Origin of the sequence: Xanthomarina sp., from assembly GCF_035306605.1 — a bacterium.
GTDB lineage: Bacteria > Bacteroidota > Bacteroidia > Flavobacteriales > Flavobacteriaceae > Xanthomarina.
Genome location: NZ_DATGNR010000050.1, coordinates 1 through 5,978, shown reverse-complemented (window position 1 = coordinate 5,978; position 5,978 = coordinate 1). Strand labels below are relative to the sequence as shown.

At 31.3% G+C, this 5,978-nt stretch carries 5 protein-coding genes; 3 read left to right on the top strand and 2 right to left on the bottom strand.

The window, feature by feature from the left end; genetic code table 11:
• Window positions 1-1,172: phage integrase SAM-like domain-containing protein (locus VKY41_RS07950; protein ID WP_500813910.1), on the bottom strand; the 1,172-nt coding region annotated here is incomplete at its 3' end.
• A gap of 682 nt (window positions 1,173-1,854) precedes the next feature.
• Here VKY41_RS07950 and VKY41_RS07945 point away from each other — a divergent pair.
• Window positions 1,855-2,724 (top strand): cation diffusion facilitator family transporter, encoded by an 870-nt coding sequence (locus tag VKY41_RS07945; RefSeq protein WP_500813909.1) that lies wholly within the window; start codon window positions 1,855-1,857, stop codon window positions 2,722-2,724.
• Window positions 2,725-3,107: 383 nt separating this feature from the next.
• Here VKY41_RS07945 and VKY41_RS07940 read toward each other — a convergent pair whose 3' ends face one another.
• The gene (locus VKY41_RS07940; protein WP_500813908.1) at window positions 3,108-3,641 is read right to left on the bottom strand and encodes a hypothetical protein; all 534 of its coding nucleotides are present in this window, start codon (window positions 3,639-3,641) and stop codon (window positions 3,108-3,110) included.
• Between the two features lie 681 nt (window positions 3,642-4,322).
• Here VKY41_RS07940 and VKY41_RS07935 point away from each other — a divergent pair.
• Together VKY41_RS07935 and VKY41_RS07930 are read left to right on the top strand one after the other, a co-directional pair.
• Window positions 4,323-4,907 (top strand): Crp/Fnr family transcriptional regulator, encoded by a 585-nt coding sequence (locus VKY41_RS07935; protein WP_500813907.1) that lies wholly within the window; start codon window positions 4,323-4,325, stop codon window positions 4,905-4,907.
• A 104-nt stretch (window positions 4,908-5,011) separates the two neighbouring features.
• A complete protein-coding gene (locus VKY41_RS07930) occupies window positions 5,012-5,590 on the top strand; it encodes a YceI family protein (protein ID WP_500813906.1) in 579 nt (192 codons plus the stop codon).
• Window positions 5,591-5,978: the final 388 nt, after the last annotated feature.

Below are 5,978 nucleotides of genomic sequence, written 5' to 3'. Positions count from 1 at the left end.
TGATGGCCGGTGATGGCCATTATTACCATATTGGGCAGCTTGCCATATAAGTTGGAAGCGAAGCTTCTGCGACATATATGAGAGGTGACAAGTTTATGCATTGGGAAAATACCCTTCTCCTTTCTTTTGGTTTCAGGGTTTATCATACTGCCTTCGATTTTCTGCGTAAACCCTGCTTCTTCACAAACTTCCTTTATATGTAAATTGAATTTCTGGTCGGATATACTTCTTGGAAACCCTTTGTGTTTTTTCAGAATTGCTTTTACTTGTGGATGCATTGGTATAACCACGTCCTGACCTGTTTTTTGGGTTTCTATTTCGATGAATCCTTCTTTAATATTGGTTGCTTTTAATCGTAAAAAATCGGATACTCTTAGTCCGGTTCGTAAACCAATAATAAATAGATCCCTGGCGTTTTCTAAACGTTCTACTCCTTTGTAGTCGTGGTTGTAAATCTTATTTATTTGCTCGTCTCTTAGATAGATACTATCTGCCTTTACTTTAGGTGCAAAGAATTTTGGATGGTTTATATGTTCGTGAACAGGAAGCCCTTGAAGTTTGGCTTCTCTTGCTATGGTTTTAATGGTTCCAATATAATTACCAACCGTACCCAGGTTTATCTTCTGGTCCTGGGTTAAAAAGTTTACAAACCTATCGTAAAAGGTCAGGTTTAAATCGGTGAACTTCAGTTTGGTTTTAAACTTTTCCTCATATTCCTGTATCTTATTCTTGGTGGTATTATATTTAGTAATTGTGCCGGAACTCACTGGCTTGTTTTTGCCTTTTATTATGCGAGATGGTGCTAACTCTATAAAGCGTTTTACATAGGGCAGGAAGAATACCTGGTCTATTGCATCATCATTAACAGGTCTATTGAAATGATTCGCAATTTTGGTTATAAGCCAATCTCTATCAATATAAATTCCTTTGGAATTGTCCGCGTTGAATTCCGCTATAATGAAGTTTTCGAGCTCGAATAAATGGTTGTTTACGTCATCCTTGTAAGCTGCATCGGAAATGTTCTTTACTTTTTGCTTTGCCTTACTCCAATGACTTGGAAGAATCTTTAAATCTGTGGAAGCGGTGTAGTCAAATTTTCTTCCATTTTTGAATCGTACTAAAATATTGGAATATCCTTTAGTACCTTTTACGAGGTAATTGATGGTGGCCATAGCGTATAAATTATTAAAAGTGAGTAGTATAAAGATAAGAAACTATCCCCACATTATCCCCACAATTGCTATATTTATACATATTTTGCTTAATAAAAACCAATTACTAAAAATAGGAAAACCCTTGTTTTACAAGGGTTTCGGGAGGTTTTGAGAAAGTGGGTGATGAATGGGAAAGGTGCTGGTTAGTTCCTCTTTCTCCGCTAGGAATTCACCAAATTCCACCAAAAGCCGATAAACACTATGTTTATCGGCTTTTTCATTTCCATACATTATCAAATAAAACCATCTAAAACCATAGGCATCGGTTCACTATTCGGTTCACTATTTTAATATTTAACACAGGTAACCGAATTAAATATAAAACATTGTTAACAAAAGAGTTGTGGTTGTTTTTGTGATTAAATTTGATTGTAATTATATAGAATTAATACAGTGAACCGATGAGTCGAATGAAGTTATATTAAAGTTTATTAAGACTGGGGCTAGGTAGCTCAAAACAACAATTCTATAAATTGTAGAAAGATTGATATAAGATTAATTTACAATCTAAAATTCACAAAACAAGGCGTTAGAATTCTAATATTATCACTAAATTTCACAAATAAATCACTTAACCAATTATACTAAAACATACTCCTAAGGGAGTTTATTCTTGTGTTTTGGCAAGATGAAAAATTAAATGAAAAACGAACAAACTGCAATACGAACGACATATTTTAGCCTAGTTAGCAATATTAGTCTAGCTTTAATAAAAGGGCTTGCAGGATTTTTTGGTAATTCATATGCACTAATTGCCGATGCAATAGAATCAACCACCGATGTTTTCTCTTCTTTGCTTGTTCTTTTTGGGTTAAAATATGCGAAACGACCAGCAGATGAAAATCATCCATACGGGCACGGAAAAATTGAACCCCTAATTACCTTCTTGGTAGTTGCCTTTCTTGTAACCTCAGCAACTATTATCGCCTACGAAAGTATTCAAAATATTCAAACACCACATAAAGCCCCTGAACCTTGGACCTTAATTGTTTTAGGTTGTATCATTTTATGGAAGGAAATCTCATTTAGGATAGTTCTCAAAAAAAGCAAAGAAACCAATAGTTCTTCCCTAAAAGCAGATGCTTGGCACCATAGAAGTGATGCCATAACTTCTATTATGGCATTTATTGGAATTTCTATCGCTTTAATATTCGGTGAAGGATTTGAAACAGCCGATGATTGGGCGGCTTTATTCGCTTCTGCTTTTATTCTTTACAATAGTTATTTAATTTTTAGACCAGCTTTGGGTGAAATTATGGATGAACATCTGTATGATGACTTATTAGAAGAAATTCGAGTGGAATCTATAAAAGTTAAAGGTGTAGTTGGAACAGAAAAATGTTTTATCAGAAAAGCAGGAATGAAATATCACGTTGATTTACACGTAATTGTTGACGGAGAAATTACCGTTAAGGAAGGGCATGATATAGCACACAACCTCAAGGATTACTTACGACGTGAAATTCCAAGTTTAGGACATGTTTTAATACATGTAGAACCGGATAACTAAAAAGGGTAATTAATTGACCTTTGAAAACTTGATGGATTACTCGACCTTAATCCCAAACTTTATGAATACAATGACACCACACCATTTTCAAATTTTGCTTTAATTCCAAAGAAGTTTTTTAATAAATATTTGTATTTCAAATTATTTATTTTTACTAGGGGTAAAATTAATGCTAAAACCATCACCATGCATTTCCTTGGGTTTTCCTAATTCTGTATTAATTGTTTTTTGATGAGTTTTTGTATCTCTTGTTTCTTTATCAGTTAGTTCTATAATTATGACATAGTTTCCTGGAATTACATCTATAGTTGTAGATAATTTATCTTCCGAATTGTTCTTTCTATGTTTTTTATAAACAGGCTGATGTTTTTCGTCTTTTGTTTTTAAATATAAATCCCATTGCTTCTTCTCCCAAATTGATACAACGCTACTCTCTGAATAAACTGGTTCACTAGCTCTAAAACGTATGGACTAACACTCGTTAAAACAAAGCCATTAACCGATATAGTTTTTGGTATATAATCTAACTGCCCTTTATTCTGTGAATTTAGATTTCTAGTGTCTAATGTTTTTATATGTTCCTCCCTTTTATCAGGAGAATTGTAATGGTATACTACCCTAAAGATATAAACTCCTGGGCTTACATTTTTTAGGTTATTAAACGTTCGGTTATAACATCTACCTTTTACACTGCTTATAGGACTATAGTTTTCGTCATCTTTATACTTTAAGTAGTTTAACCACGTATTTTGATTCCAAATTTCTATAAGTGTATAATCGTCTGTGCCCACACCTGTAAAGTTTATGTAATTCGAGTCTTGAGCGGCTAAAGTATAACTTCCAATCTTAACTTCTTGTCCTAAACAATTAGGAACTCTCAATAGTAAGATAGTGAATAATAAAATATAGTTTTTCATATTAAAGGCTTTAAGGATGAATTCTATAGATAACGTATAATTATTATTATAACATAAAAACTGGTTTTTTATTATTTTTTGTTAAAAATGAAACTCGTTGCGTTACATAAGTTGTATACACTAAACAATGAAAGATTTTAGAATCAATTATGATTTTTTAATTGATAAAACTACCTGCGAAAAAGCAGAAATAGTCCCTACGTAATAGCTCTATCTGGTGTAATTGTTATTACCGGTGTAAATAATTATTTAACAAAGGAGATGTTTTTCGTTTAGTAAATCGCATGCGAATATTTTTTTCTGACTAACATATAATTAATATTTTTTTTACTGATGACATATTGTTTTATTTTCAATATCGATATGAGCATTATAGATTGGAATACAGGCTTTTAAAAGATTTATTAGGCTTAGAGATCTAGGGTTCTAAAAGTATGTATTTGATGAAGGGTTAGAGAATTATGGAGGCAATCTGATTAAGTTTAACTTTTTAGGACTAACGAAGGAACTTAGTGGTTTGATTTTGGTAATAGAAATCCTTTCATCTTAGGAAGACCAATATCAAAAAAACTTACTAATTTTCCATCCATAATTTATTCACTAAATTACACCCAGTGCTTTATAATATTATAGCATATCAAATAAACAAGATAAAATTTTAGACACTAGCATAAAATAACCATGAACAAAAAGCCTTTAGTAGATTATATAAATAATTATATTACCCTTACTTCAGAAGAAGAAAACTTGCTATTTTCCAAATTGGTTGAAAGAAAATATCTTAAAGATCAATATATCGTGCAACAAGGAGATATTTGTAAAAGCGTCAATTTTATCATTTCTGGATGTACAAAAACTTTCTATATGAATGCAGAAGGACAAGAACACATTATAGGATTTTCTATTGAAGATTGGTGGACTTCCGATCTTGGAAGTTTTATCACTCAAAACCCTGCTGATTTTAACGTACAATGCATAGAAAACACTCAACTTTTCCAATTTTCTTATAATAATTTAGAAGAATTATACGTAGAAATCCCTAAACTGGAAAGACTTTTCAGAAAGATTACAGAACGCGCTTTTGTGGCTTCCCAGAAAAGAATTATTAGAAACTTCAGCCTTACCGCAAAGGAACGCTACCAAATATTCAAGAAAACCTATCCTAAAATAGAACAACGTGTACCACAATATATGATTGCTTCCTATTTAGGTATAACCAAAGAGTTTTTAAGCAAAATTAAAAGTCAAATCAGTCATGAGCAGTAAAGGTTAATCTGGTTTAACTTTATTTCATAAACTACTTCATTTTCTATAATTACAATATGTTGGAAATTTGTACCATAATTTTAAAAAACTAAAAAAGGATGAAAATGAAAAATTCAATTAAAAACGTAGCAGCAATTGTTTTAGTAGCATTTATGACGTTTTCTTTTACTACTATAGAAGGAGATAAAAAAGAAATTAAAGTAGAGGATAGTAAGGTCGTTTGGAAAGGTTATAAAGTAACTGGAGAGCACGAAGGACTTATAACATTAAAGTCTGGTCACCTTAATTTTAAGGAAGAAAAATTAGTAGGAGGTTCTTTCGTTATAAATATGTCTACAATTACTGTTACTGATTTAGAAGGAGAGTATAAAGGAAAATTAGAAGGGCATTTAAAATCAGATGATTTTTTTGGAGTTGAAAAATTCCCTACTTCAACTTTAAATTTTACAAAAGTAAAATCGACAGGAAAGAACACTTATCAAGTAACCGGAGATATTACAATTAAAGGTATAACAGAAAGTGTAACTTTTAATCTATCCGTTAATGGGAATAAAGCGAATGCAGCTTTAAAAATTGACAGATCAAAGTTTGATGTAAGATATGGATCTACAAGCTTTTTTGATGATCTCAAGGACAAAGCAATCTATGACCAATTTGATATAATTGTAGATTTGAAATTTTAATTAAATTATCAATATATCGAATCAGGTTAATTTGAATTCGAACATATTTCAAAAGCCAAATTCTATAATTTGGCTTTTTTTATTAATAAAACATCCTTTAGGAAGACTGATTTATAATAGATTTTAGTATAAACATATTATCTTAAAGAAAATTGAAAATCGTAAATTTGAAATGACAGTCATGAATTTAAAATTAGCATGCATGTTAAGGCTCCAAGTAATTAAAGAATAATAAGTAGTCAATATTGAGTGCTTTTTGATTAGTCACTTATTACCACACCCTCCTATTGTCTTTATAAAAAAACATACAACATGGAAAAATCCTTGACGTCTTGAATTTTGACTTTAGCAGCTTCTATTTCTTGTAAACGTTCTACATTCCTTCAGA

What these genes read in the sequence shown, in the direction of transcription:
- VKY41_RS07945 (WP_500813909.1), top strand. Translation starts at nt 1,855, where the DNA reads ATGAAAAACGAACAAACTGCAATACGAACGACATATTTTAGCCTAGTT.
- VKY41_RS07940 (WP_500813908.1), bottom strand. Translation starts at nt 3,641, where the DNA reads ATGAAAAACTATATTTTATTATTCACTATCTTACTATTGAGAGTTCCT.
- VKY41_RS07935 (WP_500813907.1), top strand. Translation starts at nt 4,323, where the DNA reads ATGAACAAAAAGCCTTTAGTAGATTATATAAATAATTATATTACCCTT.
- VKY41_RS07930 (WP_500813906.1), top strand. Translation starts at nt 5,012, where the DNA reads ATGAAAAATTCAATTAAAAACGTAGCAGCAATTGTTTTAGTAGCATTT.